Genomic DNA, 25,626 nt, shown 5'->3' on the forward strand with positions numbered 1-25,626 from the left:
GCAAATCCCCTCGCCACAATGCGGTGTATTCAGTCCAGGCGTTCCGGGTAGGTCACCACTAGATACGCCACCGCCTCACTGTCCGCCGGGTTGCGATAGCGGTGAGGCTGGTCAGCGTAGAACAGAATCGAATCACCCGTGGAGAGCAGGTAGCGCTCGTCGTTGACGCTGATCTCCAGCACACCTTGGGACACCACCAGGTTTTCCTGGACGCCAGGCCCGTGGCCTTCGGACTGGTCTTCGCCCAAAGGGCTCAGGCGCAGCTCGTAGAATTCCGACTGGCGTGCCACATCGAACGGGAACAGGGCGCGGCTGACGAACGCGCCATTGGCGCTGACCAGGCGTTTGCTCTGGCTGGCCGACAACACCGCCACCCCTTCGAAAGCCCGGTGTTCCAGGAACGCGGCGACCGACACCTTCAGGCCCTTGGCGATTTTGCACAGCACCTTGATCGACGGGACGCTGCGTCCGGATTCGATCTGCGCCAGCATGGCCCGGCTTACCCCGCACTGGCGGGCGAGGGCGTCGAGGGACAGGTGGCGCTTGCCGCGCAGGCGTTGCAGGTTCTGCGCGACCCGTTCGCAGATCGGATCTTCATCCAGGGCTTCGAGGTTGTTCAGGTCCACTTCGGGCTCGTCGGTACTCGCCAGAAAGCGCGAGGGCTCCTGGGCGCTCACGCGTGGTACGTCCTGGTCGATTGGGACGCCTGGACCCAATGGAACGCCTGGTAACCGGCATTACGTGCGTACATTTCCCACATGGTCCGGGCCAGTTGCTGGGCCTGCTTGCGTTTGCGCATTTGGACGAAGTCGATAACGTTGTCAGTCGGTTTCATAAGGCACTTCACTGTCGTGACCAATGGGACGGGATGAGCTGAGAGTACGTGGTTCTGTTTATAACCATAAATACTGATTGTTTATTTATTAATGCCTTTGTGTTCTTAGTGCCGTGTCTGATCAAATCACATGGGCGCGATGCAGTTCCGTCAGGGCCAGCGCCTTGAGTCGGGCCAGCAACGGGTCGCGCCGGTCGCGTGGGTGGTCCAGTTGCACCGCCAGCTCTTGGCGAATGCTGCTGGGGCGGTTATCCATCACCAATACCCGGTCGCTCAGATACAGCGCCTCATCGACATCGTGCGTCACCAGCAACAGGGCGATGGCGTACCGTTCGGCCAGTTGCAGCAACAGGTCCTGCAGTTTCATGCGGGTGAAGGCGTCCACCGCACTGAAGGGCTCGTCCAGCAACAGCACCCGCGGTCGCGAATACAAGCCGCGTGCAATCGCTACCCGTTGCGCCATGCCGCCGGACAACGCCTTGGGCAAGGCGTCGGCAAAACCGCTGAGGCCCACTTCCTCGATCAACTGCGCGACCCAGGCCTTGTCGTAATCGTCGTCATCACTGAAGCCGATGTTCTGTTGCACCGTCAGCCAGGGCATCAACCGCGGTTCCTGGAACACGAAGGCCAGTTGTTCGGTGTGGCTGAGCAGTTGCCCTTCAAAGTCCTTCTCCAGGCCGGCGACGATGCGCAGCAAAGTGCTTTTGCCGCAGCCACTGGGGCCCAGCAGGCTCACGGTTTCGCGGGGTTGCAGTTGCAAGTGGATGTGATTGAGCACGGTGGTGGTGGCGAAGGTCTTGCGTTCGACGTGGATCTCCAGCAGGGCTTGGCTCATGGCTCACTCCTCGGTGCCGTTAAAGGTGTCGCGCCAGGCCAGGAAGCGTTTTTCCAGACCGGCCAGCATGCCGTCGCTGAGCTTGCCCAGCAGGGCGAGCACGATGATTGCCGCCAGCACGATGTCCGGGCGCGAGGTTTCGCGGCCATCGCTGAGCAGATAGCCCAGGCCTTTGGTCGCGGCGATCAGTTCGGCGGCCACCAGGAACATCCAGGCCAGGCTCATGCCGCTGCGCAACCCGGTGAACAGGCCGGGCAGGGCGGCCGGCAGGAGAATCCGGCGCACCAGACGGCGGCGGTTGAAACCATACATATGGCCGACCTCCACCAGCTTGCGGTCGATGTTGCGAATGGCTGCCACGCCATTGAGGTAAACGGGGAAGAACGCACCGATGGCGATCAGCACCACTTTCGAGGTTTCGTCGATGCCCAGCCACAGCAGGAGCAACGGCACCCAGGCCAGGCTGGGGATCGAGCGCAGGCCGGCGAAGGTCGGTTCCAGATAGGCTTCGGCTTCGCGGCTCAAGCCAACCCAGGCGGCGAAGACCAAGGCCAGGCCGGCGCCGATGGCAAAGCCCAGCAGCACTCGCAACAGGCTGGCGCTGATGTGTTTCCACAGCGCACCTTCGGCCAGGTCGCCGAGGGTCAGGGCGATCTCGCTGGGGGCCGGCATCTGGTAGGCGGGCAACCAACCGATGCGCACGATGATCTCCAGGAGCACGATGATCAGCACCGGCAGGGCCAATCCCTTGAGGCGCAGCCGCCAGCGGTCGGAGTTGAACAGGGGCGTTTTGCCCGCTGCGGGCAGGGCCAGGCGCGGGCTGGAGAGGTCTTTGCTGTTGCTGCTCATGGCGGTTCTCCGGCAACGCCGAATCCGCGCCAGGCGCGGATCGGTTGTCACTTGGGCAAGGGGTTATTGACGGGCCACGGCCTGCTGGCGGCCGGTGTCGAGCAGTTGATCGATCACCTGGTCCACATTCACTCCGCGACGGACCAACTCCTCGGAAACCAGGATCGGTGCGGCAGCCTTGGAGGCCAGCACATCCTTGGCACTCAATTGCGGGCTGCCCAGGTCGGTGCGTGACAGTTGCAGCCGGGCAACTTCCAATGGCAGTCCGGATGCGTCGGCCAACAATTTGGCCAACTCTTGCGGATGCTCCAGCGACCACGCCCGGGCCTGTTCGTAGGCGGCGAGCACGGTGTCGATGGTCTGCGGATGCTCCTGGGCATATTTCTCCGTGACGCTGACCACGCCGTAACTGTTGAAGGCGGGGTTGCGATACAGCAGGCGCGACCCGGCCTGTACTTCGCTGGCGGCCATGTGCGGGTCGAGGCCGGCCCAGGCGTCGACGTCGCCTTTTTCCAGGGCGGCGCGACCGTCCGGGTGTTGCAGGTGCACCAACTCCACATCGTCTTTTTTCAGCCCTGCCTGTTGCAGGCTGCGCAGGGTGAACAGATAAGGGTCGGTGCCCTTGGTGGCGGCGATCTTCTTGCCCTTGAGGTCGGCGATGGTCTTGATCGGTGAATCCTTGCGCACTACCAGGGCCGTCCATTCGGCGCGGCTGTAGACATACACCGATTTGATCGGACTGCCGTTGGCCCGGCTCAGCACGGCGGCAAGGCTGGCGGACGAAGCGAAGTCGACGCCGCCGCTGTTGAGGTATTCCAGGGAGCGGTTACTGCCCTGGCTCAGCACCCAGCTGACCTTGGTCTGGGGCAGGGCCTTTTCCAGATAACCGAAGTGCTTGAGCACCAGGCTGACCGGCGAGTAATAGGCGTAATCCAGATGCACTTCGGCCGGCGGGCTTTCTGCGGCCAGGGTCATGGACGGCAGGCCCAGCGCCAGGACGCAGGCGCTGATCAGGTATCTGGCGCGGGCCAGGGAGAAGCGGACGTCGGGTTTCATGGAACAGCTCCAGACAAGGCGGCGAGAAGGCAATGTTCTTATTTCCGAAAGATCGGACCGCGAGAGGAAATCCCGCTTGAAAGGAATATTGCAGGCTCTGTGCCACAGCCCGGGAAAGGGCGGTTTACGGGCGTTGCCATGGAGTAACGGTTTCAGGGAAATGTTGCCCAGCCAACAGTCTGTTGCCGCGCTGTTGCGCCATCAACATCGGCTGCCTGTGATCATGAGCTTATGCAATAAAAGAATTTAGAATGTGAATTACAAGGACGTTATGTTCTATGAAACTCACTCAGGAAAGTCTTCATGAAGGTCTCCCGATCCCTGCGCCGTCTGCTCCTCAGCACATTGTTCGCCGCACCTTTGGTCCAGGCCGCCGAGCCGTTGGTACTGCACGTTGGCGACCAGAACTATTACAACGTACGGGCTTCGGTGGAGGCCTCGGGCGTGCTTGAAGGCGCTGCCTACCGTGTCGACTGGAAACATTTCCAAGCCGCCGCGCCCCTGGCCGAGGCGCTGAATACCGGCGACCTGGACTTGGGTTTTCTTGGCGATTCAGGTTTTCTGTTTTTGGCGGCCAAGCAGGCGCCGGTGAAGTTGATCGGCGTTTCGCGGCAGAACCCGGACACTATCGCGTTACTTGTGCCCAAGGACTCGCCGGTCAAGACCATCGCCGACCTCAAGGGCAAGAAAGTCGCCTATTGGCCCGGTGCCTGGAGCCAGCAACTGACCTTGCGCGCCCTGGAGCAGGCCGGCCTGCCGGAGAATCATGTCGAATTCATCAAGCTGATGCCGATCGACGCGGCTGCGGCCTTGCCCCAGGGCAGCATCGATGCCTTTCCGGTGTGGGAACCCTATATCTCGCAACAGATCCTGTTTTCCGGCGCCCGGCCAATCCTGACGGCGAAAAACCTCATGCCCGGCCTCAGCGCCATTGCCGCTTCGACGTCGGCCATCGACAGTAAGCGCGAAGCCATCGCCGATTTCCTCGGGCGCGTGAAGCAAGCCCGTGCCTGGGTCGACAACCATACCGATGCATACGCCGACCTGTGGGCAAAAAAAGCCAATCTCGACCAGAACGTCTCACGCCATTGGTTGCGCCAGGCCCACATGAGCGTCGGCCCGGTAGACCAACAGGCGGCCGCCGACCTGCAAAGCACGGCGGACTTCCTGTTCAAGGTCAAGGCGCTGCCGGCCCCGCTGGTCACCGCCGGGATTATCGACACGTCCTTCAGCCAGGCCTTGAGCCATTGAGCAGGGGCAGGGCGCTGCGCGAAACCGGCGTTGTGGCGAATGCACGCCCTGAGTACTCGACCAGCTTCTAGCACCGTCCTTGCTGGGCAACTAGGCCCCTTCGTGCCCCCCGACCGTGGGGGCTTCGACACAGTAGGCCGCCAGGAAGGTCTTCACCGCCCGTTCGACAGCCTGTCTGATTTGCGGCCTGGAAAATTTTTCCTCGACCCCCAGGGTCAAAGGCATAACCGTTTCGCACTCAAGGAGCGCGCTAAGCTGGATTGCCGCCAGCAGAGGATCGGATCGTCTCAGGTTGCCTTGGGCCATTTGCCTGTCGAGGAAGTCTGCGATGTTCTGAAAGCCGACCTTGGGGCCCAGTTCGTAAAAACGCTTTCCAATGTCGCTTCGTCCGGACTCGGCGATGATGGCCCGCCGCGTCTGGATCCTGTCCGGGGAGCACAAGAACGCCAGGACCTTTTCGCCACAGGCCTGCAAGGTCTCCCGCAAGTTGTCGACTTTGTTGTTGAGTGTTGCAAAGACGGGCTCGAACTCCTTGCTCGCTTCCTCGTGCATCGCCGCTACGAACAGTTCTTCCTTGGAACCGAAGTAGCCGTACAGCGTCGCCTTCGAGCCGCCAACCCGACTGGCGATTTCGCCCATCGACGCACCTTCGAAGCCTGAATCCCGGAACACTTGCGAAGCGGCTGCGAGAATGGCGTCGCGCTTGGCTTCCGTTTTGACTCTCATCGCCTTGGATCTCTTTTATCTATACCGATTGGTTCAGTATTACTTGACTTCGAATGATCGTCAAATAACTATACCGAACCGTACGGTTATAGTTCTTGCGATCAGTCCCTCTCGGAGTTCCATCATGCGCAAAGCCAGTTTCCTTTGGCCCATAACGTTCTTGACGATGTCTTGTTTTCTAAGCGCATGTGGCAAGCCCCCGATGGGGCCGCCCCCCGTCGCCGGTACGCCGGTGGTCGGGGTATTGACCGTGCGCGAGCAACCGGTGGCGCTCACCACGGAATTACCTGGGCGCACCGTGGCTTACCTCATTGCCGACGTGCGGCCACAGGTCAACGGCATCATCAAGGCGCGAAATTTTCGTGAGGGCAGTGATGTGAAGGCTGGGCAGACGCTCTACCAGATCAATCCGGCGACCTACCAGGCGGCCTACGACAGCAACGTCGCAGCGTTGGCCAAGGCCCAGGCGAGCCTCAAGACCGCGCGACTCAAATCCGATCGCTACAAGGAGCTTGTCGCCATCAAGGCCGTGAGCCAGCAGGAGTACGACGATGCTACTTCCAGCCTGGGCGAGATAGAGGCTGACATCGCGGCGGCCAAGGCCAATGTCGAAACCAGTCGTATCAACCTGGCTTATGCCCGTGTGGATGCGCCCATCTCCGGCCGGATCGGCCGCTCGACCGTGACGCCCGGCGCACTGGTCACGGCCAGTCAGGCCAGCGCGATGGCGACTATCCAGCAGCTGGATCCTATCTATGTGGATGTGACGCAGCCGAGCGCGGCATTGCTCGACCTTAAAGAGTCGCTTGCAAATGGCGAGCTTCAGAAGGCCGGAGCCAATGCCGCGAAGGTGTCTTTGGTGTTGGAAAACGGCCGGACTTATCCAATTGAGGGGCAGTTGGAGTTTTCCGACGTTACCGTCAACCAGGACACCGGCGCGATTACGCTTCGCGCGGTGTTTCCCAATCCCAATGCCGATCTCCTGCCGGGCATGTATGTCCGTGCCGTCTTGCAGATAGGCATTAAAGAGCAGGGGGTGTTGGTGCCGCAACAAGCCGTCACTCGGGACAGTACGGGCAAGCCCACGGTTTATGTGGTCGGCAAGGATCGCAAGCTGGAGCGTCGGGTTCTGGAAACCGACCGTGCCATTGGCGATCAGTGGCTGGTCCGTAGCGGCCTGCAGGTCGGTGATCAATTGGTCGTGGACGGGCAACAGCGCGCGGCCCCCGGTGTTGAAGTCCAAGTGACACCTTGGCCCTCCAATCCGCCATCGACTCCCTCCATTGCCACGCTTGAAGCCGTCAAGGCGACAAAGCGGCCCGATATCAACTGACCGGTGGGAGTCGACCATGGCGCGTTTTTTTATTGATCGTCCCATCTTTGCCTGGGTACTTGCCATCATTGTGATGATCGCCGGTGCCATCGCAGTCATCACATTACCGATCGCGCAGTACCCGGCCATTGCGCCGCCCGCGGTCGCGATTGTCGCCACCTATCCCGGTGCATCGGCCAAGACCCTGGAGGACACGGTCACCCAAGTCATCGAGCAGAAAATGAAGGGGCTGGATCGGCTCAGCTACATGGCCTCGACCAGCGAGTCCTCGGGCACCGTCACCATTACACTGACCTTCGAGAACGGAACGGATCCGGACACGGCGCAAGTACAGGTCCAGAACAAGTTGGCGCTTGCCACCCCACTGTTGCCGCAAGAGGTCCAGCAGCAGGGCGTATCCGTCAGCAAGTCGGCCAGCAACTTTTTGAATGTACTGGCCTTCACGTCCGAAGATGGCAGCATGAATGGCGCCGATCTCTCAGACTATGTGGCGGCGAACGTCCAGGAAGCGATCAGCCGGGTCGAGGGGGTGGGTGACACGACTTTGTTCGGCTCCCAGTACGCCATGCGCGTGTGGCTCAATCCAGACAAGCTGATCAGCTACAACCTCACGCCGCTCGACGTCAAGACAGCCATCCAGGCGCAGAACGCCCAGGTGTCGGCAGGCCAGTTGGGAGGACTGCCCTCGGTCGGCAACCAGCAGATCAATGCCTTGATCACCGCGCAAACGCGCATGCGCACCGCCGAGGAGTTCGAAAACATACTGCTGCGCACGCTGACCGATGGGTCCCAGGTCCGGTTGCGGGATGTGGCTCGTACAGCGTTGGGCAGCGAGACGTACAACACCGTAGGGCGCTACAACGGCAAACCCGCCGCCGGCCTGGCGATCAAGCTGGCGACAGGGGCCAACGCGCTCGACACGGTCAAGGCTATCGATGCGCGCCTGGAGCAGTTGCAGGCGTTCTTTCCCGCCGGCATGAAGGTCCACAAGCCCTACGACACCACGCCTTTCGTGCGGATCTCGATCGAGGAGGTCGTGCGCACCTTGGTTGAGGCGGTGGTGCTGGTATTCCTGGTCATGTACCTGTTCATGCAGAACCTGCGGGCCACCCTGATCCCGACGATCGCGGTGCCAGTGGTGCTCCTGGGAACGTTTGGAGTCCTGGCGCTGTTTGGCTTCACCATCAACACCTTGACCATGTTCGCCATGGTGCTCGCTATCGGCCTGCTGGTGGATGACGCCATTGTCGTGGTGGAAAACGTCGAGCGGGTGATGACCGAGGAGGGCTTGCCGCCCAAAGAGGCCACGCGCAAGTCCATGGGGCAGATTACCGGCGCGCTGGTTGGCGTGGCGATGGTGCTGGCGGCGGTGTTCGTGCCGATGGCGTTCTTCAGCGGCTCCAGCGGGGTTATTTACCGTCAGTTCTCGATCACCATCGTTTCGGCGATGACGTTGTCGGTGCTCGTTGCATTGGTCTTCACCCCGGCCCTGTGTGCCACCGTGCTCAAGCCGGTGACCAAAGGGCACGCCTTGAGCACCACCGGTTTCTTTGGCTGGTTCAACCGCACCTTTGATCGAGGCAATCGTGGTTACCAGGGGATCGTCAACCATATGCTGGGCAAGGGCTGGAGGTACATGATCGGGTATGCCGTGATTGTGGCACTGGTGGCGTTCGGTTTCATGAAGTTGCCTGTCGGATTCTTGCCGAACGAAGATCAGGGAACACTCTTCACCAACATGCAGTTACCTCCTGGAGCGACCAAGGCTCGTACCGACGAAGTGATCAGGCAGGTGGAGGATCACTTCCTGGTCGATCAGAAAGACGCAGTCGAAGGCGTGTTCTCCGTGTCGGGCTTCAGCTTCGCGGGTAGCGGCCAAAACATGGGTTTTGCCTTTATCCAGCTCAAACCCTGGGATGAACGCACGGCCTCCGGCCTGAGCGTCACCGACGTCGCGGCCAAGGCCGGCGCCTTTTTTGCGACGATCCGCGATGCGAAGATCTTTGCATTCGCGCCGCCGGCCGTATCCGAACTGGGCAACGCGACCGGGTTCGATCTCATGATCAAGGACGAGGCCAACCTTGGACACGCGGCAATGATGCAGGCACGTGACCAACTGTTGGGGATATTGTCCAAGGACCACCGCCTGGTGGCTGTGCGCCCGAACGGCCTGGAAGACATGCCGGATTTGCGCCTGCATGTCGATCCGCTCAAGGCCGGTGCGCTGGGTGTTTCCATGGCGGACATCAACTCCACCCTCTCGGCGGCGTGGGGCAGCAGCTACGTCAACGACTTCATTGACAAGGGCCGTGTCAAGAAAGTGATGCTGCAGGGGGAAGATCGCTTTCGCATGCTGCCGACGGATATCGACCGTTGGTACGTGCGCAACAGCGCGGGCACCATGGTGCCGTTCACCTCCTTTGCAAGCGCCAGCTGGACCACGGGTTCGCCACGACTGGAACGCTACAACGGCGTGCCGTCGATTGAAATCCTGGGCATGGCGCTTCCAGGAAGTGCCTCGAGTGGCGAGGCGATGGCCATTGTCGAAGCTGCGGTCGCAAAACTGCCGCCGGGCATTGGCTTCGAATGGACGGCCTTGTCGCGCCAGGAAAAAGCATCGAGTGGCCAGGCGGGCATCCTGTACGGTTTGTCGATCCTGATCGTGTTCCTGGCGCTGGCGGCACTGTACGAGAGTTGGGCTGTACCGTTTTCGGTGATCCTGGTCATTCCCCTTGGGGTATTCGGCGTGCTGCTCAGTGCCTTTTTGACGTGGAAGTTCAACGATATCTACTTTCAGGTCGGACTGCTCACCACCATTGGCCTGGCCTGCAAGAACGCCATCCTGATCGTGGAGTTTGCAAAGGATCTTCACGAAGCCGGCAAGGGGCTCGTCGACGCCACGATGGAAGCCGTGCGCATGCGTTTGCGCCCGATCCTCATGACTTCATTGGCATTCATCCTGGGCGTGCTACCGCTGGTGCTGGGCAGTGGCGCGGGGGCCGGGGCCCAGCATGCACTGGGCTCTGCCGTGATCGGTGGCATGCTGTCAGGCACCGTTCTGGCAATCTTTTTCGTACCGCTGTTCTTCGTGCTGATCATGCGCCTGTTCAAGCCCAAGCGGGTATCGCTTGCCGATCCGATTGGCTCGACAGCCACTACGGCGCCCTTGCAAGGCGGGTGATGCGGCAAAATCGCCAACCTCCAATGGCCTGCGGCTTCGATAGCCGCAGGCCACGGGATCAGGGTACCAGTACGGCTTTTGCACTGCTGCCATGGGCGATCAGCGCGTACTGGGCCTTGCCGTCTGCCAGGGGAATTTCAAGGATATCCGTGGGAGCGTCGATGACGCCTGCCTCGAAGTGGCGGCCAAATTCTTCAAGCATCCGGGCGCAATCGGTGTTGTCGTAGAGCAGCGAGTTCACGCCGATCAAGACGCCGCCTTTGCGATAGAGCGCCAGGGCAGGGAAGTGCACCATCCCATCTGGCGGGGCGGCAATGATCGCGATGCGACCGAAGTTGGCCAATGCCGATACTGCTTCTTGCAGCCAGAAGCCAGTGGTGTCGAAGATGACCTGCGCGCCTGCGGGAAACACGGCTTTGACCTGTTCCGCAAGGCTGCTGGGTGCGCTGGTCACGATGACTTCGTAACCTTTGGCTTGCAACTCGGCGGCCCGTTCCGGTCGCCGTACCGCCGCAAGCACACGTGCACCACGGGCCTTTGCCAGGGCCAGCGCTGCGCTGCCTACCGCGCCATTGGCGCCAATCACCAGAAACGTCGTGTCACGCTGCACGTTGGATCGTTCAACGGCATCGTAGGCGGTGGTGAAAGGTACGCCGATGGCCGCCGCCTGGACGAAAGACAAGCGCTCGGGTTTCAGGGCCACGCCACTGGCCGGAACCGTGAGGAATTGCGCATGGGAGCCGTCACGCAGGAACCCCGGGCCCTTGCCGGTACCCCAGACCGCTTTGCCCAGCAGATGTGCGGGGCCTTGCTCGACCACCCCGGCGAAATCACGACCGGGCACACGGGGCAAGGTGGTATAGGGAAAACGACCCTCCACATTTTTAACATCACTGGGGTTGATCCCGGCGGCCTTGACCCGGATGAGGACTTCATCGGCACCGGGAACGGGGGTTGGCAAGTCGACAAGCGAGAGATAGTCCAGGCTGCCGGTGGCGCAAAACTGTAGGGCTTTCAAGCTGCAATACTCCTCGACGAAATGAGGGTCGAGGATAGCGTCCGAGCCGAGAGCGAGCCCGCCAGAGACTTTCGTCTATCGGACAAACCCCCTGGATGCCATCGCGTGTTTATACGCTGACGGTGCAATGCCCAGGGAGCGGCGGAACATCTCGCTGAAACTGCTCAGCGTATAGCCCAACCGTGCCGCTATCGCCCCCACCGAGTCGCCCTCCAGGAGTGCGGCGACGGCGTGGGCAAGTTGCACTTGTCGGCGCCACTCGGTAAACGTCAGGCCAAGCTCGGCATGGAACAACCTGGCCAACGTGCGCGTGCTGGCCCCCACCGACTCGGCGTGTTGCTCAAAGGACATGGCCAGTCCGGGGACATCGAGCACTGTCTCGCACAAATTGCGCAAGCGTCGATCCCCACCAACGGGCATGGGCACTTTGAGCACCGCCGAGCGCAGTTCACGAAGTTCCAGCACCAGCAGGTTGTCCAAGGCATCACGCATCGCCGGATCAGGACGGTTGCCCAGCGCCACTCGACGGATGATCAGTTCGCGCAGCAGTTTGCTGACCTCGAGTACTTCCAGCTCAAGCCCCACGCTCATGGCGAGTTCTGCACGCAAATACAGATTACGCATTTCCAAGGGCGAAACGACTCGGATCCCGTGTGTGACCCGAGGCGGCAGCCACACCGCGCGCTGCGGCGGCACCAACAGTGCCGCGCCGGGCGTATCGACCCACATGAGGCCACTTTGCGCGTAGAGAAGCTGGCCCCATTCATGATGATGAGGCGCGATCAACATCCCGGACGGGTAGGTGCGGGAAAGTGGTTGGACAAGATGAGTCGTGTCCGTCAGATCGGGGGGGGTGAAGCAAGGGCCATGACCGGAGCTCGGAATGATATCGGTGCTTTTTAGCACAAGTGCGCAGGGGTTGGAGCCTGGCTGGGCCAGCCCGTCAGAGCTTGCTTGGGGCGATTGTGCCGCCGCCATCGCGAGCAGGCTCGCTCCCACAGTTTTCCGGGGTGACAGTGAGATTCGAGAGACACCCTCAATCCCCTGTGGGAGCGAGCCTGCTCGCGATGGCGGCGGCTCAGGTCGTACTAGGATTGAATGTTGCGCCGATGACTATGCCGCCTCCGCCGCTATCGCCGCCTGGACGCTGGGGCGTGCTGCGATTCGCGCCATGAACGAGGCCAGCACCGGCCAGTCCCCGATCTGGATATTGAACGACGGCAGCCAGTTCAAGACGGTGAACAGATAGCCGTCGGCCAGGCCGAAGGTGCCCATCAGGTAATCCTGTTGTTCAAGCGCCTGGCTGAGGTAGTCCAGGCGCCTGAACAGTTTTTTTCCTGAAGATGGCTTTGGTCGGCTCGGCAATATCGGCGTTGAACAGTGGGGCACATCCGCCGTGGATCTCGGAACTGATGAAGTTCAACCACTCCTGCAGGCGCACCCGCTCCCAGGTGCCATTGGCTGGCGCCAGCGTGTTTGCGGGGACCAGATCGGCCAGGTACTGGACGATGGCGGGCCCCTCGGTCAGGACATTCCCGTTGTCCAGGACCAAGGCGGCCACGTAGCCCTTGGGGTTGATGGCCAGGAAGTCGAATCCGTCGGCGGTTCGTTTGGTCTTGTTGTCGACCCGAATCAATTCAAAGGGCAGGCCCAATTCCCGCAGCACGATGTGCGGGGACAATGAGCAGGTCATGGGGGCAAAGTACAGTTTCATCGTTTCCTCAAGGACGGGGGACGTGCCGCCAGGATCCGTGAGGGAAGGAACATTTTCAAAGGACATCTTCAGTGCTAGAGTATGACAAAATATCATGAGCAAGACAAACCTCCATGGCCAGTCGAATCCCTTCTCTCAATGGCCTGAAAGCATTCGAATCAGCCGCCAGGCACATGAGCTTTACCAAAGCCGCGCAAGAGCTGAACGTCACTCAAACAGCCATAAGCCACCAAATTCGCCGGCTCGAAGATGAGTTGGGCGTGCGCCTGTTCCTGCGGCTCAAGGATGGCCTGGCCCTGACAAACGAAGGCCATGCCTATTTTCCTGGCGTTCGTGCGGCGTTCCAGGAGTTGCGCTATTGCACGCAGACGTTGCTGGAGAATCGCAATAACAGCGTGTTGACGATCAGTACCCTGGTTTCATTTGCCTCCAAATGGCTGTTACCACGCCTGGCGTCTTTCCAGCAGGCATTCCCCACTATTGATGTGCGCGTCACGGCGTCCACCGAATGGGTGGATTTTCGTCAGGGCGGCGTAGATGCGGCCATTCGCTACGGTCATGGGGGCTGGAAGGGGATGCGGGCCGACTGGCTGATGGCCGATGAAATCTTTCCGGTGTGCAGCCCCAGGCTACTGCAAGGTCCAACGGCCTTGGAGAAACCGGGCGATCTGGCCCGGCACACGTTATTGCAGGTTAGCGGCGTGACCGGCGACGACTGGAGTTCATGGTTGAGTGCCGCCGGCCAATCGAAAAAACTGGCCGAAGGCAGCCGGTTGACCTTCGACCTTGCCATGATGGCTGTACAGGCTGCTGTCGACGGCCTGGGGGTATGCATCGGACGTTCAACTTATGTCGAGGATGACCTGAAGGCAGGACGGCTGGTAGCACCCTTCGATCTGCGATTGAAGTCTGATCTCGGCTTCTATTTCGTGAGCCCCCATGACATGGCCGATTCCCCAAAAGTGCAGGCTTTTAGAACCTGGTTGATGGATTCCGTGGGTTTTGGTGCAGAAAAGTGATTACAGCGTACCGTTCAGTCTCCAGCCAGTGAGCCGATATAAATTAAGAAGGTCCGGTTACTTTCAGGGTTCACCGAGGGTACGTCATGTTTAATAAGAAACTAAAAAATGAACTGACGGCTAGGACGGCCGAATTGGCAACATACAAGGGACTGGTTGGCGCCTTGGAGCGGTCGATGGCGGTTATCGAGTTCAGCCCCGATGGCAAGGTCCTTCGGGCGAACGAGAATTTCCTGAGCACGATGGGCTACCGTGCGGATCAATTGGCGAACCTGTCCCACAGGGATTTCTGCACCCCGGCGCTGACGGGCAGCGCCGAATACCGTGAATTCTGGAACCAATTGCGCGCCGGCAAATTCGTTTCCGGTACGTTTCAGCGCCGCAGTGCGTCAGGCCAGAATGTATGGTTGGAAGCCAGCTATAACCCGGTCATGGACGAGCAAGGCCGCGTCGTGAAGGTGGTCAAGTACGCACTCGATGTCACCGCCAGAGTGGCCAATGAGGCCGAAACCCGTGGCCGGCTGGCGGCGCTCGATCGTGCCATGGCAGTGATCGAGTTCGACCTGGGTGGCAACATCCTGACCGCGAACGACAACTTCATGAATGTCATGAATTACTCGCTGGCCGAGCTCAAGGGCAAGCATCACCGGATGTTCTGCGAGCCCAGCCTGGTGGGCAGTGCGGAGTACAGTGATTTCTGGCGGCGTCTCAACGCCGGTGAATTTTTCAGCGGTCAATTCAAGCGTCTCGGCAAAAACGGCAAGGTCGTCTGGCTGGAAGCCAGCTACAACCCGGTCTACGACGCCGAAGGCAAGTTGTGCAAGATTGTGAAGTTCGCCAGTGACATCAGCGAACGGGTGGAGAAATTCGAAGAGGACTCCCGCGGCGCTTCCCGTGCCTATCACATCTCCGCCGAAACCGAACGGGTGGCCGAACAGGGCGCCCAGGTGATCCACCAGACCGCCAAGGAGATGCGCGAGATCGCCGACAACATCGGTGCCTCCGCGCGTCTGGTTGGGCAACTGGGGGCGCGTTCGGAAGAGATCACCGCCATCGTCAACACCATTCGCGGCATTGCCGACCAGACCAACCTGCTGGCCCTCAACGCGGCCATCGAGGCTGCGCGCGCCGGTGATCAGGGGAAGGGCTTCGCGGTGGTGGCCGACGAGGTCCGGCAACTGGCCGGGCGCACCAGTCGCTCCACCTCGGAGATTGCCGAAATGATCGGCATGATCCTCTCCGAAACCCGCGATGCGGTCGCGAGCATGAACATAACCCATGAAGGCGCATTGCGCGGTGTCACCCTGGCGGACCAGGCCGGATCGGTCATCGTGCAGATCCGGAACGGGACCACCGATGCCCTCGATGCGGTGAGCATGTTCGCGTCCAAGCTCGACGAGTCCGAGGTGATTCCCAAGACGGCTATCGGCTGGGTGGGTTGACGTGAGCTGAGGCCTCGCCCTTGCGATCCATGCGCTTGACCAATTCAAGCAGTACCGCGCGCAACTCTGGCGGTCGCACGGGCTTGGCCAGCACCGAGATATTCAGGCTTTGCAGTGATTGACGGATCCGCTCGATCTCATGCCCGGTGATGACCAGCGCCGGGACTTGCCAGCCGCGCTGTTCGCGTATCGCGGCGATGCATTCGGAGCCTGAAATTCTTGTGCCCAGGTCGAAATCGGCGATGACGATGTCGCAATCACTGGCCAATCCCTCGCCGTCGCTGTGGGCCTCGACCTCGCAGCCCCATTTTTCCAGCAGCGCCGAGGTCGCCATCAGCACGTTGGCGTCGTCTTCTACCAGGCACACTCGCAAACCGTCCAGGCGATTCTGGACGGGCACGACCTTGGGCGACGTGATGCGTGGTGCCGCTGGTTCCAGGCCGCTGATCGCCACCCTGGTGCCTTGTCCGACCTTGGAGCGGATGTGTATATCGACGTCCAGTAGCTGGCTGATGCGCTTGACGATGGACAGGCCCAGGCCAAGGCCCTCGACATCTTTGTCGCGCACATGACGCACGCGGTAGAACTCCTTGAACACTTCGGGCAAATGTTCGGCGGCAATGCCGCGTCCCTTGTCGTAGATCACCACGGCCAGGCGTTTGCCCTGGCGACGCACGCCGATCAGCACAGGTTGGCCGGGCGCGTACTTGAGGGCGTTGGACAGCAGGTTCTGGACCATCGTGGTCAGCAAGCCGGGATTGACGCTGACCCAGTAAGGACAGGCGCGCAGACGCAGTTCGACACCGGCCCAACGGGCCGCCTCGGTGTTTTGCTTGACCACGTCTTGCAGCAATTGGCCCAAGTGTACGGTGTCGGCCTTCGGCATCAGCTGGCCGTGATCCAGGGTGTAGATATCGAGGATCGAGCGAAACAGTTGCGATACGGTGTGCAGCGAGCGGTCGATGTTGTCCACCAGCCGCAACTCTTCAAGCCCCAGCCGGGCGTCACGCAGGCAGGCGGTGAACAGGCCGATGGAGTGGATCGGTTGGCGCAGGTCATGGCTGGCCTGGGCCAGGAACCGCGACTTCTCCTGATTGGCCGAAATGGCCTCTTCGGAGGCAATGCGTGTGCGCTTGAGCAAAATGTGCGCGTAGGCAGGCACCACGATGGTGGTGACAATCAGCATCAGGAACATGTAGGGCTGCGTGCGCCAGAATGGGTTCAGCCAGAAAATCAGCACCAGGGTCGACAGCGCGATAACGGTTGCCAGCGCCAGGTAGCGCGAGCCGAAGCGCATGCCATTGCCTAAAGTGACCCAGAGCAGCGCTGCGTAGATCGGCAGTGCGCTTTCACCTCCCAGCACCATGGCGAACGCGATGCCCGTGTAGTCATGCAGCATCGAGAAAAGGCGTCGCCAGAAGAAGTGTCCTGGCCAGCGCTTGATGATCATGCGCAGGAATACCGAGGCGACGATAAACGTCACGATGTAGACGATGATGGGCACGTAGCCTGTGGCACCACCGGGATGGATACTGGCCAATACGGCGATATACAGCAGCGCACAGGCGCTGACGATCAGGCGCAAGGTGGCCTGGTCGAGTTCACTGTTCTTTTCCACTGGTTTTTGAACCTCATGAGCTCCTGATGCCTTGAGCAAGCGTAGCGGCTAGCCCATCCGTGCTATTCAGAATTGTTGCCCGAGCCGGGATACTTCAGGGGGTATTACCACTCAGGACGTCGGGAGAGTACATGAACGGAGTCGTTCGTTTTGTCAGTGTGATCAGCGCCACGATGCTGTGCGCTTCAGTGGCCCATGGGGGGAGCCAGGCGTGCACGATGGAGGGCGAAATGACTGTCATGGGGCAACACATCGAGGCGAAGGACTGCGTGCAGGCCAGCGATAAGCAGCCGGTGGCCAAGTTCCGCTCCAGCTGTGAGGCCTATGCCAACATGCCGGTCGCACTGGGTGGCGAAGCGGGCAGAATCACCTATTCACAGACCTGCCCGGAAAATCCCCAAGGCACCTGTTTGAATGTGAATGGGCAGGGCGTGGACTTCTATTACTACAAACGTACCGCTGAGCTGTTGGACAGTACACGCAAGGGTTGTGCCTTGAGTGGAGGTACTTGGAAGGAGTGATCGGCGAGGGTGGGGGCAGGCTTGATGCTGCCCCCACCGGACGAGCCATTACGTCAGTAGACCCTGTAGTACTTCACGACGTCATCGACGAAATAGATGGTCAATACCGAGCCTTGGGTCTGGCTTTGGCCCGTTTTCGTGCCGGTCACGCTGCTGACGTCGTTGGCCACGGTCTGTGCCTTGGACAGTTGTGCCGAGGTGTCGTACATCTTCTGGCGCGTTTCGGTCGACACGTATTTATTGGCCAGCTTCATGTATTTATCCAGACCCTCATCGCTCTTTTCATAGGTCCAGTTCGACTCGTTGCTGGTACTGGTCGAATTGAGTTCTTCATTGGTCGGCGCGCCGAACATCTGTGTGATCTGGCCTTTTGTCGTCTTGCCCGGAATGATCGTTTGCTTGAGGTAAGCGACGTCGTATTTCCTGGCGCCCTGATTCAAGGAGCTCATCAAGTTACCCAAGTCACCGGTGTTTGCACAACCGTTGAGTACGCCCGCCAGCACGCACAGCGCCAATCCATTTCTAAGTGTTTTTCCATATTCGAAGGACATGATGACTTACCTTGAGTTAATGTCAGGACCATTCCATTTCAACCGGGTGACGGTGAAGTTGACCCAGCATTGCGCCGCCTACCGATTTATTTGAGTAATAGGCTTCGCACGCCAAAACGTTTCAATAGGCACAGGGATACTGCACGGCGTATGGCGCGTTGGCTTTTATGTCTGGCTGTTCGAACAGCCTTTTTAAGGAGCGTCCACAGCTTAGGGGGGAGTACTGGGCGAAGCTATAGTACAAGTGTGCTATGGCCTTGGAGGCGGGCAAAGAGGATAACGCTCAATTAATATTGCGGCGGCATATATTTAATTGTCTTGTTTTTCCGACCATCCGCCATTACTGGGGAAATTGGAAAATTGCGCCGCGGCCGCCGCGCGTGTGGGGACACCCAGGGATTTGAGCAGGCTTGAGACATGGATGCGCACCGTGAAGGGGGAAATGCCCAAGTCCCGCGCGATCTCCTTGTTGGTCTTGCCGGCGGCGATCAAGCCAAGCACTTGCCGTTGGCGCGTGGTCAGTTGGGAAAGTGCATCGTCCATGATCGAGTTTTCGGCTTGATACTTCACTACCACTTCGCCTTCGCGTATTGCCATGATGGCGTCGGCAATACCGGCGGGGTCGATATTCTTGCCGATGAAACCGTCGGCACCCAGGCCCATCACCTGGGAAATAACCTCGATGTCATCCACCATTGAAACCACGATGATCGAGGTGCGTTTGAATTCACTGCGCAGTTGGCCTATGACTTGCAAAGATTTGATCCCGGGGAAGCGCAAGTCGAGTATCAGGGAGTCTACTTCCACCCCGGACCGTGCCAGCGCCAATACTTCGTCCAGATTGCCAGCTTGTTCTATGGTTGCAGTTGGCATGAGTCGTTCAATGGTCCTGAGCATTCCTTCGCGAAACAAAGGATGGTCGTCTGCAACAATTACTCTGCACGTCATGTTTTCAGATCCTTCTGATCTTCAAGTCCGCGAATCGTAACCTAAACTACCCCCTCGGGTTTCAAGTTTGATACAACCTTTCATGTTGGAATAATCCTGTGACCATGACGGAAAAGAATAGCGAGCTTGATCAGGCTACGTTGAGATTGACGGTCGGGGCCTGTGCTTCACTCTACGTCATTGTCGTGGCGTGTCTGGCCAGTGACTTCGATACCTATGTACCGATCCTCTGGTACATGACGTTTTTCTTCGGCGTCGCGGTCCCGCTGCGCATGGCGGTCAAGCGCTGGCCCGGGCACTTCTTCCTGCGTCGGCTTTTTGCCATGACGCTGGACTATGCAAGCCTCGCCTTCGCCTTGATCGTGGGTGGGGAGGGCACGCTGCCGGTGTACGCGGCAGTGCTCTGGGTCACGTTGGGCAATGGCATGCGTTTCGGCTCGCGCTACCTGGCGCTGGCAACCGCTATCGCGCTGTCGACCCTGGGGGTGATTTTCCTGCTCACGCCGTTCTGGCGTGGCCAGCCCTACCTGTTCCTGACGTTGATCGTCACCACCATCGTGGTGCCTGCCTACGCGCATATCCTGCTGACCCGTACCCGCATCGCTTCGGAAGAGGCGATTGCCGCGAACCAGGAGAAATCCCGCTTCCTGGCCCAGGCCAGCCATGATTTGCGCCAGCCGATCCACTCGATCGGCTTGTTCACCGCCTGCCTGCGCGACGCCCGGCTGGGCCAGGAAGAACTGCGACTGGTGGATAACATCGACCGTTCGCTGCATATCGTGTCGCAGCTGTTTCGTTCGATCCTGGACATCTACACCCTCGATAACGGGCAGCTTGAACCCCAGGCCGAACCCGTGCACCTGGGCGCGTTGCTCCAGGACGTGGTCAAGCAGAACACCGAAGCCGCCCGTTGGGCCGGTGTCGAGTTGCGCCTGCGGCCTTGTCGGCATTGGGTCAACGTCAATGCCGGCCTGTTGGCGACCATGGTGCAGAACCTGGTCTCCAATACGCTCAAATATGCCCCCGGCCAACCGGTGTTGATCGGCGTGCGTCCGAAAGGCAGTGGCCTGGCCATCGTCATCTATGACAAGGGCCGAGGCATTGCCGCCGAACACCTGCCCGAGGTGTTCAAGGAGTTTTATCGGGTACGCCATGTCCGTGACAAGGATGTCGAGGGGCTGGGGCTGGGGTTGTCCATCGTCAAGCGCATCAGCCACTTGATCAATCTGGACATCCAGCTGGACTCCCGGCTCGGCCAGGGCACCCGCGCCATGATCCAAGGACTGGAAAGGGTCGCGCCGAGGGCTGCGGTGGACAGGCCGGTGCCCACCCAAAGCCGCTTGCAGGGCTTGCGGGTGTGCCTGGTGGAAGATGACGCCAACGTGCTGATGGCGACGTCCGCGCTGTTGGAGAAATGGGGATGCGAAGTGGAAACCCACAGCGACGGAGTGGGCGTGACCAGTGACTGCGACATCATCATTGCCGACTTCGACCTGGGTACGAAGGTCTCGGGTTCCGAGTGCATTGCCGCGATTCGCGAACACCGGGGCTGGGAAGTCCCTGCCATGATCATGACCGGCCATGAAATCGAGAGAATTCGCCATGCGCTGCACCACATGAACATTTCGATCCTGGCCAAGCCCGTGCGCCCCCCGGAGTTGCGGGCGACCTTGCTCGAGCTGACCAAGACTTTCGCCAGCATCAGGACATGACCCCACCCAAGCCATGCCAAGCAGCCATCAGCCGGGTTTTCCACCATTCCATTTTATGAAACGGTGGATTGCAGTTTGTGCGTATTCCTGCGCAGCCGCTTTGGGCAGAAGATGACTCCAGCCACTTGCACACCTGTGCAGACGATGGCGGAGAATCCCTAACCGTAGCGCACTGGCGCAGGCGTTCATGCTGCGAAGCGCGAGGAGTAGCTGATGGACGAAGCCTTGCAAGCAAAAAACTCGCCCTGGCATGAAGGAGAGCTGGCGTTGCAGCGCTCCGTCGGAGCAGTCGACATGATGGCCAGTGTCGGTCAGCGGCAACTGGCGCGCACCTGGATGCCGGACCAGCATCGCGAGTTCTACACCCAACTGCCTTTCGTAGTGCTGGGGGCCGTAGACCGGCAAGGCGATGTGTGGGCGACCCTGCGCGCGGGGCAACCGGGCTTCATGAACTCGCCCGATCCGCAGACCCTTCACATCAACCTCGAGCCTGAGCCGAGCGACCCGGCCCAGGAGGGCATGGGCGAAGGGGATGCCATCGGGATGCTGGGCATCGAGTTACACACCCGCCGCCGCAACCGCATGAACGGTGTCGTGCGTCGTCAGCTCGAGCCAGGGCTCGAAATTTCAGTGAGCCAGGCGTATGGCAACTGCCCTCGCTACATCAACCTGCGCCAATACCATTTTGTCGACGCACAGGCCGTCGCGCCGGTTCAATTGTCTGTGTCAGACCCGCAAGTCCGGCGCCTGGTGACGGCAGCCGATTCGTTCTATATCGCCACCTATGTGGTGCGCGATGGCGAGCGGCAGGTCGATGCTTCTCATCGTGGCGGCAAGCCGGGGTTCGTGCGCATGGATGAGGACGGGTCGCTGACCATCCCGGACTTTTCCGGCAACCTGTTTTTCAACACACTGGGCAACATCCTGCTCAACCCACGGGCCGGGCTGGTGTTCGTCGATTTCCAGACGGGCGATCTGCTGCAAATGAGCGGCTCGGCGCAAGTCCTGCTGGATGACCCACAGATCAGCGCGTTCCAGGGCGCCGAGCGGCTGTTGCGCTTTACGCCGCAACGCATCGTTTATCGCCCGGCGGCCATTGCGCTGCGCTGGAAGGATCAGGACGAGGGCGAGTCGCCCAATTCAATGATGACCGGCAGCTGGGAGCAGGCCACCGAGCGCTTGCAGGCTGAGGCACTGCGTAGCCGCTGGCGTGCGTTGCGGGTTGCGCGGGTGGTCGATGAAAGCCCCAGCATTCGCTCGTTCTATCTGCAAGCGAGCGATGGCTTGGGTTTGGCCCGGTTCGACGCCGGGCAACATTTGCCGGTGCGGATCTTGCTGGAGGGCCAGACCATGCCAGCGATCCGGACCTATAGCGTATCCAGCGCGCCGTCGGATGATTTCTTGCGCATCAGCGTCAAGCGCGATGGCTCGGTATCGTCCCACCTGCATGAGCGGGTGCAGGCGCTGCACGAGATCGAAGCGCGGGCGCCCCAAGGCCATTTCACCGTCCAGGCCACCGAGCGGCGTCCGTTGGTATTGCTGGCAGCGGGGGTGGGCATCACGCCGCTGTTGTCGATGTTGCGCGAGGTGGTTTACCAGGGGCTGCGCATCAGCCGCATGCGCCCGGTCTGGCTGGTGCAAAGCGCCCGTACGGTGGCCGACCTGGCGTTTCGTGACGAAATCGACGAACTGGCCGCCCGCGCCGGCGACAAGTTGCAGGTTTTGCGCATGGTCAGCCAGCCACCCACTGAGGCCGGCGACGCCGCTGGCTACGACCTGGCCGGCAGGATCGATGTGGAACTGCTCAAGAAACTGCTGCCGCTCAATGACTACGACTTCTATCTGTGCGGGCCGGGCAGCTTTACCCAGGCGCTGTACGACGGGCTGCGCAAACTGCGCATTCCTGACGATCGCATTCACGCGGAAACCTTCGGTCCCTCCACGCTTGTACGGGATATCGAAGTCACTGTCCCGGCGCCACAGCAGGTGCCGGCCGCGAGCGAAGCGGTGAAGGTCTTGTTCGCCAGCTCCGGCAAGGAAGCGCGTTGGGAACCCGGCAGTGGGACGTTGCTCGAACTGGCCGAAGCGCGCGGTTTGAACCCGGAATTCAGTTGCCGGGGCGGTTCCTGTGGCACCTGCAAAACCCGCTTGAGCCGCGGCCAGGTGCATTACTTGAGCATGCCGGCCGAACCGGTTGGCGAAGGTGAAGTGCTGATCTGTTGCGCGGTGCCGGCCCAAGGGAGCGAGCCGTTGGTGCTTGAGGCCTAGTGGCCTGTGTGGCTAATTCGTGCACTCAACTTCGGCGCAGGCCACTAGTCTGGCGAGCCGACTGTTTCACCGAGTGAAATGCTGGATTGTAAAAGCTGGTTATTCCGCTCTGCGGCACGGGAGCAGAGGATAGCGCCATCGACGCGATCACCGCTTCGAGCCAAAAAACAACACGGAGTACGTCATGTCTGAGAAAGCGATCAAACTTTATCGCCATCCGTTGTCGGGTCACGCCCATCGTGTCGAACTGATGCTCTCGCTGCTTGGCCTGCCGACCGAGCTGATATTCGTGGACTTGATGAAAGGCGAGCACAAGACCCCGGAGTTCCTCGCCATCAACAGTTTTGGCCAGGTGCCGGTGATCGATGACAACGGCACCGTCCTGGCTGACTCGAACGCGATCCTGGTCTACCTCGCGGCCAAGTACGGCAAGGGGCAATGGCTGCCCGCCGATCCGCTGGCCCAGGCGCGGGTGCAGCGCTGGCTTTCGGTGGCGGCGGGGCAGATCAACCAGGGGCCGGCCAACGCCCGCCTGATCACCGTGTTCGGCGCCGGTTATGACGCCGAAGACGCGATCAAGCGTTCCCACGCCCTGTTGCAAGTGATGGAACGGGAGTTGGGGCAAAGCCGGTTCCTGGCCGGTGAGCAAGCGACCATCGCCGACGTTGCCGCGTACACCTATGTATCCCACGCGCCGGAAGGCAACGTCGCGCTGACCGAATACCCGAACGTCCGGGCCTGGTTGGGCAGCATCGAAGCCTTGCCGAACTTCGTCGGCATGCAGCGTACCGCCAAGGGCTTGCAGCAAGCCTGATTCAAGGCATAGGAGCTTGCCGGGCAGCATCTTCCGGCAACCCCCTTGCGTTACCCGGCAACGACATTCAATTCACGTGCCCTCAACCAAGGCTGGATCGCCCATGGATCGCTTTCAGGAAATGCAGATTTTCATGGCGGTTGCCGAGGAGGAGGGGTTCGCCGCTGCTGCCCGTCGACTGCGCATTTCGCCTCCGAGCGTGACGCGCGCCATTGCGGCGATGGAGGAGCGGATCGGCACCCAGCTGTTGTCTCGCACCACCCGCAATGTGCACCTGACCGAAGCGGGGCAACGCTATCTGGAAGATTGCCGGCGGATCCTCAGTGAACTCGAGGAAGCCGAGGAGGCCGCTGCCGGTAGCTACTCGATCCCCTGCGGGTATTTGACGGTCACCGCTCCGGTGCTGTTTGGCGAGTTGTACATTGCACCCTTGCTGACGGATTACCTGGATCAGTTTCCTTCGGTACACCTCAACGCCTTGTTGGTCGACCGCGTGGTGAATATCGCCGACGAAGGCATCGACGTGGCGATACGCATCGGCCATTTGCAGGAAAACAGCCAGCACGCCATCAAGGTGGGAGAAGTGCGCCAGGTGATTTGTGGCGCCCCGGCTTACTTTCAGCGACATGGACGGCCAACGCATCCTGGCGAGTTGAGCAAGGCCAATATCGTGATGTCTTCGGCCAGTCATCTGCTGAGCCACTGGCAGTTCATGGACGAGACCAACTCGCTGAGCTTGCGCTTCGATCCACGCCTGGTGGTGACTGCGAATCAGGCGGCGATCAATATCGCCTGCCAGGGCTGGGGCGTTACCCGAGTATTGTCCTATCAGGTGGCCCGACAGGTCGCCGATGGTGAACTGGAAGTAGTGCTCAAGGCGTTCGAGCCGCCGGCGTTGCCGATTCACGTGGTGTATCAGAAGAGCAATCGAGTGCCGGCCAAGGTGCGCACGTTCGTGGACTTTCTCAGCGATCGATTGGGCGGCGACGTGACGCTCAAGCCTGTCGAAAGAGGCCTCGCCTGATGGCGCGTCACCACGAAATGCTGATGTTCCACGCACTGTCGCAATGCCCCAGTCTCGCCTCGGCAGCCCTGCGCCTCAACGTATCCGGACCGACCGTGATGCGCGCCGTCGCTCGGCTGGAGGCGCGACTGGGCGTGCAATTACTGTCGCGAAGCACGCGCGGGGTGGTGCTGACAGAGGCCGGGGTCGGCTTCATGGCCGATTGTTCACGTATCCTCAAGGCCATCGACGAGGCCGAGGTGTCTGCCAAGGGCTGGCATGTCCAGGCGCAGGGCAACCTGACGGTCCTGCTGCCCCTGCTGTTCAGCCGCTATATCATGGCCCCGATGCTGGCGGGCTATATGGACCAGTACCCTGATATCAAGGTATTTGCCCACTACCACGATCGTTTTCCGAACATGCATGAGGAAGGGATGGATGTGGCGGTGCTGGTGGGGCATCTACCCAGTTGTTCATTGATAGCACGACCTGTCGGTAGCGTTCGCTCGCTTGTCTGCGCCAGTCCTGGCTACCTGGCGCTGCATGGTGAACCGGTTGTCCCGCAGGACCTGCACCACCATCGACTGATCGCCACGCAGGCCAACCAGGATTGGGTTCAGTGGCCCTTCCAGCAAGAGGGCGAGGCCAACTCCCTCAAGGCACGCACACGACTCAACTGCGCCACGCTACAGGCGGCTATCGACGCCGCTGCTCATGGTGCCGGGTTGATGCGCTGTTTGAGCTATCCGTTGTACGACTATCTGAGCAGTGGGCGCTTGCGCCGGGTCTTGCAGCCCTATGAGCCGCCCTCGATACCGGTTCATGTGGTCTACCGGGAAAGACGCAAGGCGCCGATGCGCGTGCGCAGTTTCGTGGACTACATCGTCGAGCACCTGCGCGAGCACCCAGCCCTGCGCGCTGATGCTTGTTGA

General features: G+C 60.5%; 21 protein-coding genes and 3 pseudogenes. 12 read left to right on the forward strand and 12 right to left on the reverse strand.

All coding sequences use genetic code 11. The features are described from left to right. Positions 1 to 29: 29 nt before the first annotated feature. The 5 genes from GN234_RS01270 to GN234_RS01290 all read right to left on the reverse strand — a co-directional run bounded on the left by GN234_RS01270 (position 30) and on the right by GN234_RS01290 (position 3,575). Positions 30 to 620 carry a helix-turn-helix domain-containing protein gene (locus GN234_RS01270; protein ID WP_162893907.1) on the reverse strand — a complete coding sequence of 197 codons (591 nt, stop codon included), beginning with the start codon at positions 618 to 620 and terminating at the stop codon, positions 30 to 32. A gap of 53 nt (positions 621 to 673) precedes the next feature. Beyond that, positions 674 to 835 (reverse strand): hypothetical protein, encoded by a 162-nt coding sequence (locus tag GN234_RS01275; RefSeq protein WP_162893838.1) that lies wholly within the window; start codon positions 833 to 835, stop codon positions 674 to 676. Between the two features lie 121 nt (positions 836 to 956). Further along, on the reverse strand, positions 957 to 1,670 hold the full coding sequence (locus GN234_RS01280) for an ABC transporter ATP-binding protein (protein WP_109753105.1): 714 nt from the start codon (positions 1,668 to 1,670) through the stop codon (positions 957 to 959). Between the two features lie 3 nt (positions 1,671 to 1,673). Continuing rightward, positions 1,674 to 2,519, reverse strand: a complete 846-nt coding sequence (locus GN234_RS01285; RefSeq protein ID WP_109753104.1) for an ABC transporter permease — start codon at positions 2,517 to 2,519, stop codon at positions 1,674 to 1,676. Between the two features lie 63 nt (positions 2,520 to 2,582). Continuing rightward, complete coding sequence (locus tag GN234_RS01290) at positions 2,583 to 3,575, reverse strand: aliphatic sulfonate ABC transporter substrate-binding protein (RefSeq protein ID WP_109753103.1); 993 nt, start codon at positions 3,573 to 3,575, stop codon at positions 2,583 to 2,585. Positions 3,576 to 3,878: 303 nt separating this feature from the next. Between GN234_RS01290 and GN234_RS01295 the strand changes: the two genes are divergently transcribed. Continuing rightward, positions 3,879 to 4,826 carry an ABC transporter substrate-binding protein gene (locus tag GN234_RS01295; RefSeq protein ID WP_109753102.1) on the forward strand — a complete coding sequence of 316 codons (948 nt, stop codon included), beginning with the start codon at positions 3,879 to 3,881 and terminating at the stop codon, positions 4,824 to 4,826. A gap of 90 nt (positions 4,827 to 4,916) precedes the next feature. Here GN234_RS01295 and GN234_RS01300 read toward each other — a convergent pair whose 3' ends face one another. Continuing rightward, positions 4,917 to 5,465 (reverse strand): TetR/AcrR family transcriptional regulator, encoded by a 549-nt coding sequence (locus tag GN234_RS01300; RefSeq protein WP_233459515.1) that lies wholly within the window; start codon positions 5,463 to 5,465, stop codon positions 4,917 to 4,919. Between the two features lie 211 nt (positions 5,466 to 5,676). Between GN234_RS01300 and GN234_RS01305 the strand changes: the two genes are divergently transcribed. Beyond that, on the forward strand, positions 5,677 to 6,885 hold the full coding sequence (locus GN234_RS01305; RefSeq protein ID WP_109753100.1) for an efflux RND transporter periplasmic adaptor subunit: 1,209 nt from the start codon (positions 5,677 to 5,679) through the stop codon (positions 6,883 to 6,885). Positions 6,886 to 6,901: 16 nt separating this feature from the next. Then, the gene (locus GN234_RS01310) at positions 6,902 to 10,066 is read left to right on the forward strand and encodes an efflux RND transporter permease subunit (RefSeq protein WP_176687682.1); all 3,165 of its coding nucleotides are present in this window, start codon (positions 6,902 to 6,904) and stop codon (positions 10,064 to 10,066) included. 58 nt (positions 10,067 to 10,124) lie between these two features. Here the strand turns inward: GN234_RS01310 and GN234_RS01315 are convergent, their stop codons facing one another. From GN234_RS01315 to gstA, 3 genes and pseudogenes are all read right to left on the reverse strand, one after another. Beyond that, complete coding sequence (locus GN234_RS01315; protein ID WP_176687683.1) at positions 10,125 to 11,084, reverse strand: quinone oxidoreductase family protein; 960 nt, start codon at positions 11,082 to 11,084, stop codon at positions 10,125 to 10,127. A 75-nt stretch (positions 11,085 to 11,159) separates the two neighbouring features. Then, complete coding sequence (locus GN234_RS01320; protein WP_233459516.1) at positions 11,160 to 11,813, reverse strand: AraC family transcriptional regulator; 654 nt, start codon at positions 11,811 to 11,813, stop codon at positions 11,160 to 11,162. 384 nt (positions 11,814 to 12,197) lie between these two features. Continuing rightward, positions 12,198 to 12,798: pseudogene (gene gstA, locus GN234_RS01325) on the reverse strand (glutathione transferase GstA). Between the two features lie 113 nt (positions 12,799 to 12,911). Between gstA and GN234_RS01330 the strand changes: the two are divergent. The 3 genes and pseudogenes from GN234_RS01330 to GN234_RS30265 form a co-directional block, all read left to right on the forward strand. Next, positions 12,912 to 13,817: a transcriptional regulator GcvA gene (locus GN234_RS01330; protein WP_163858324.1), complete on the forward strand. Its 906-nt coding sequence runs from the start codon at positions 12,912 to 12,914 to the stop codon at positions 13,815 to 13,817. Between the two features lie 176 nt (positions 13,818 to 13,993). After that, positions 13,994 to 14,623, forward strand: a pseudogene (locus GN234_RS30260) (PAS domain-containing protein); the annotation flags it as partial. A 162-nt stretch (positions 14,624 to 14,785) separates the two neighbouring features. Further along, positions 14,786 to 15,259: pseudogene (locus GN234_RS30265) on the forward strand (methyl-accepting chemotaxis protein); the annotation flags it as partial. Here GN234_RS30265 and GN234_RS01340 read toward each other — a convergent pair. Next, positions 15,240 to 16,877: an ATP-binding response regulator gene (locus tag GN234_RS01340; protein ID WP_109753092.1), complete on the reverse strand. Its 1,638-nt coding sequence runs from the start codon at positions 16,875 to 16,877 to the stop codon at positions 15,240 to 15,242. The pseudogene GN234_RS30265 and the gene GN234_RS01340 sit on opposite strands and share 20 nt — an antisense overlap. A gap of 131 nt (positions 16,878 to 17,008) precedes the next feature. Here GN234_RS01340 and GN234_RS01345 point away from each other — a divergent pair, with 131 nt between their 5' ends. Next, positions 17,009 to 17,398, forward strand: a complete 390-nt coding sequence (locus GN234_RS01345) for a hypothetical protein (RefSeq protein ID WP_163858325.1) — start codon at positions 17,009 to 17,011, stop codon at positions 17,396 to 17,398. A gap of 53 nt (positions 17,399 to 17,451) precedes the next feature. Here the strand turns inward: GN234_RS01345 and GN234_RS01350 are convergent, their stop codons facing one another. Further along, positions 17,452 to 17,949, reverse strand: coding sequence for a hypothetical protein (locus GN234_RS01350; protein WP_116832614.1), 498 nt, complete (start codon positions 17,947 to 17,949; stop codon positions 17,452 to 17,454). A gap of 309 nt (positions 17,950 to 18,258) precedes the next feature. Further along, positions 18,259 to 18,897 carry a response regulator gene (locus GN234_RS01355; protein ID WP_163858326.1) on the reverse strand — a complete coding sequence of 213 codons (639 nt, stop codon included), beginning with the start codon at positions 18,895 to 18,897 and terminating at the stop codon, positions 18,259 to 18,261. A 104-nt stretch (positions 18,898 to 19,001) separates the two neighbouring features. On the opposite strand from GN234_RS01355, the gene GN234_RS01360 reads away from it, so the two are divergent. The 5 genes from GN234_RS01360 (at position 19,002) to GN234_RS01380 (ending at position 25,626) form a co-directional block, all read left to right on the forward strand. Further along, positions 19,002 to 20,609, forward strand: coding sequence for an ATP-binding response regulator (locus tag GN234_RS01360; RefSeq protein ID WP_176687685.1), 1,608 nt, complete (start codon positions 19,002 to 19,004; stop codon positions 20,607 to 20,609). Between the two features lie 213 nt (positions 20,610 to 20,822). Continuing rightward, positions 20,823 to 22,877, forward strand: coding sequence for a 2Fe-2S iron-sulfur cluster-binding protein (locus GN234_RS01365; RefSeq protein WP_176687686.1), 2,055 nt, complete (start codon positions 20,823 to 20,825; stop codon positions 22,875 to 22,877). 184 nt (positions 22,878 to 23,061) lie between these two features. Continuing rightward, positions 23,062 to 23,691: a glutathione S-transferase family protein gene (locus tag GN234_RS01370; RefSeq protein ID WP_109753087.1), complete on the forward strand. Its 630-nt coding sequence runs from the start codon at positions 23,062 to 23,064 to the stop codon at positions 23,689 to 23,691. 103 nt (positions 23,692 to 23,794) lie between these two features. Continuing rightward, complete coding sequence (locus tag GN234_RS01375; protein WP_163858328.1) at positions 23,795 to 24,715, forward strand: LysR family transcriptional regulator; 921 nt, start codon at positions 23,795 to 23,797, stop codon at positions 24,713 to 24,715. Continuing rightward, positions 24,715 to 25,626 (forward strand): LysR family transcriptional regulator, encoded by a 912-nt coding sequence (locus tag GN234_RS01380; protein ID WP_176687687.1) that lies wholly within the window; start codon positions 24,715 to 24,717, stop codon positions 25,624 to 25,626. Before GN234_RS01375 ends, GN234_RS01380 begins: the two co-directional genes overlap by 1 nt.

This window comes from Pseudomonas bijieensis (assembly GCF_013347965.1).
In the GTDB taxonomy this organism is placed as follows: Bacteria; Pseudomonadota; Gammaproteobacteria; order Pseudomonadales; family Pseudomonadaceae; genus Aquipseudomonas; species Aquipseudomonas bijieensis.

What these genes read in the sequence shown, in the direction of transcription:
- GN234_RS01275 (WP_162893838.1), bottom strand. Translation starts at nt 835, where the DNA reads ATGAAACCGACTGACAACGTTATCGACTTCGTCCAAATGCGCAAACGC.
- GN234_RS01280 (WP_109753105.1), bottom strand. Translation starts at nt 1,670, where the DNA reads ATGAGCCAAGCCCTGCTGGAGATCCACGTCGAACGCAAGACCTTCGCC.
- GN234_RS01285 (WP_109753104.1), bottom strand. Translation starts at nt 2,519, where the DNA reads ATGAGCAGCAACAGCAAAGACCTCTCCAGCCCGCGCCTGGCCCTGCCC.
- GN234_RS01290 (WP_109753103.1), bottom strand. Translation starts at nt 3,575, where the DNA reads ATGAAACCCGACGTCCGCTTCTCCCTGGCCCGCGCCAGATACCTGATC.
- GN234_RS01295 (WP_109753102.1), top strand. Translation starts at nt 3,879, where the DNA reads ATGAAGGTCTCCCGATCCCTGCGCCGTCTGCTCCTCAGCACATTGTTC.
- GN234_RS01300 (WP_233459515.1), bottom strand. Translation starts at nt 5,465, where the DNA reads ATGGGCGAAATCGCCAGTCGGGTTGGCGGCTCGAAGGCGACGCTGTAC.
- GN234_RS01305 (WP_109753100.1), top strand. Translation starts at nt 5,677, where the DNA reads ATGCGCAAAGCCAGTTTCCTTTGGCCCATAACGTTCTTGACGATGTCT.
- GN234_RS01310 (WP_176687682.1), top strand. Translation starts at nt 6,902, where the DNA reads ATGGCGCGTTTTTTTATTGATCGTCCCATCTTTGCCTGGGTACTTGCC.
- GN234_RS01320 (WP_233459516.1), bottom strand. Translation starts at nt 11,813, where the DNA reads ATGTGGGTCGATACGCCCGGCGCGGCACTGTTGGTGCCGCCGCAGCGC.
- GN234_RS01330 (WP_163858324.1), top strand. Translation starts at nt 12,912, where the DNA reads ATGGCCAGTCGAATCCCTTCTCTCAATGGCCTGAAAGCATTCGAATCA.
- GN234_RS01345 (WP_163858325.1), top strand. Translation starts at nt 17,009, where the DNA reads ATGAACGGAGTCGTTCGTTTTGTCAGTGTGATCAGCGCCACGATGCTG.
- GN234_RS01350 (WP_116832614.1), bottom strand. Translation starts at nt 17,949, where the DNA reads ATGTCCTTCGAATATGGAAAAACACTTAGAAATGGATTGGCGCTGTGC.
- GN234_RS01355 (WP_163858326.1), bottom strand. Translation starts at nt 18,897, where the DNA reads ATGACGTGCAGAGTAATTGTTGCAGACGACCATCCTTTGTTTCGCGAA.
- GN234_RS01360 (WP_176687685.1), top strand. Translation starts at nt 19,002, where the DNA reads ATGACGGAAAAGAATAGCGAGCTTGATCAGGCTACGTTGAGATTGACG.
- GN234_RS01365 (WP_176687686.1), top strand. Translation starts at nt 20,823, where the DNA reads ATGGACGAAGCCTTGCAAGCAAAAAACTCGCCCTGGCATGAAGGAGAG.
- GN234_RS01370 (WP_109753087.1), top strand. Translation starts at nt 23,062, where the DNA reads ATGTCTGAGAAAGCGATCAAACTTTATCGCCATCCGTTGTCGGGTCAC.
- GN234_RS01375 (WP_163858328.1), top strand. Translation starts at nt 23,795, where the DNA reads ATGGATCGCTTTCAGGAAATGCAGATTTTCATGGCGGTTGCCGAGGAG.
- GN234_RS01380 (WP_176687687.1), top strand. Translation starts at nt 24,715, where the DNA reads ATGGCGCGTCACCACGAAATGCTGATGTTCCACGCACTGTCGCAATGC.